1 protein-coding gene and 1 pseudogene are annotated in these 1,260 nt (G+C 78.5%); both read right to left on the bottom strand.

The window, feature by feature from the left end; translation table 11 throughout:
• Positions 1-490 (bottom strand): annotated as a pseudogene (locus CRM73_RS19305) (bifunctional heptose 7-phosphate kinase/heptose 1-phosphate adenyltransferase); the annotation flags it as partial.
• A partial coding sequence (locus CRM73_RS19300) for an SIS domain-containing protein (protein ID WP_229588810.1) occupies positions 487-1,260 on the bottom strand: 774 nt, incomplete at its 5' end. The pseudogene CRM73_RS19305 and the gene CRM73_RS19300, both read right to left, overlap by 4 nt.

The raw sequence follows: 1,260 nt of genomic DNA, 5'->3' as shown, positions 1-1,260 counted from the left end.
CCGCGAGGGCGGCGCGCACGGCGGGGTCGCGGGTGACGCCTCCCCCGTAGTCGGACACCAGGACGGCGTCCGCGCCCGCGAGGACCGCGGAGACGTGCGAGGCCGAGACGCCCACCGGGGTGCCGGGCCCGCCCTCGTCCACGCGCACCAGCGTCTGGCCGGCGCTGCGGATGCGGGTCTTGGTGCGGGTCCCGCCCTCGTGGCCGAGGCGCTCGAGGGCCACCTCCCCGAGGGCGGCGGCGAGCTCGTGGCCGGCGGCGTCGGCGGCCACGGGTGCCAGCAGGGTCACCGTGACCTCCACCGGGACGGGGCCCACAGCGGGCGGCAGGGCGCACAGCAGCGCCGCCAGGCCGGCGCCGCCGGGGCTCGCGTAGACGTCACCGACGTCGACCACGGGCACCGGGGCGTCCGGGCTCAGGCGCGTGGACGTGCCGTCGACGTCCCGGTCCAGGAGGGCATCGCCGACCACGACGATGCGGACGGGGCTCATGCGACCCCCGCCCGGACGGCCGCCCCGTCGGCCCGGGCGCCGGAGGCCCCGCGCACGGCCGGGCCGGCGTCAGGAGGCGGGACGAGGCGCGCGTCGACCGCGGCGCACACGGCGTGGAGCAGCATGAGGTGGACCTCCTGGATCACCGAGGTGCTGGACGCGTCGACGGTCAGGGACTCGTCCGCCCGCTCGGTCAGCGGATTGGGGCCGGGGCCGGTGAGCGCCCAGACGTGCAGGCCGTGCTCCCGCGCCCGGTCGGCCGCCGCCAGGACGTTGGGGCTGCGGCCGCTGGTGGACAGCACCACGAGCACGTCGCCCGCCCGCCCGTGCGCCTGGACCTGGCGGGCGAACACCTCCTCCGCGCCGTAGTCGTTGACGATGGCGGTCAGGCTCGAGGTCTCCGCGGACAGGCACACGGCGGACAGCGGCCGCCGGTCGTCGACGAAGCGGCCGACGAGCTCGGCGGTGAAGTGCTGGGCCTCCGCGGCGCTGCCGCCGTTGCCCACGGCGAGCACGCGTCCGCCGTGCGTGAGCATCCCGGCCAGGCGGGCGCCCCACCGGTCCACCACGCCGGCGTGCTGGGCGGCCTCGCCCGCGGCGACCGACAGCTCGTCCAGGTGGGCCCCGAGCCAGTTCTCGGTCTGCCGGAGCAGCGGCGGGTGCTCCCGGCGGTGCCGGGCGGCGACGCGGGCGTAGGACCGCTCGGTCTCCTGGGCCACGTGCCGCCAGCCGAAGAGCCGCTCCACGCGCTCCCGCCCGGCGCGCCCCAT

It is taken from the genome of Kocuria sp. CCUG 69068 (assembly GCF_020833785.1).
Lineage (GTDB): Bacteria > Actinomycetota > Actinomycetes > Actinomycetales > Micrococcaceae > Kocuria > Kocuria rosea.
Note: the sequence above shows the minus strand (reverse complement) of the source record. Positions and strands in the feature narration are given on the sequence as shown.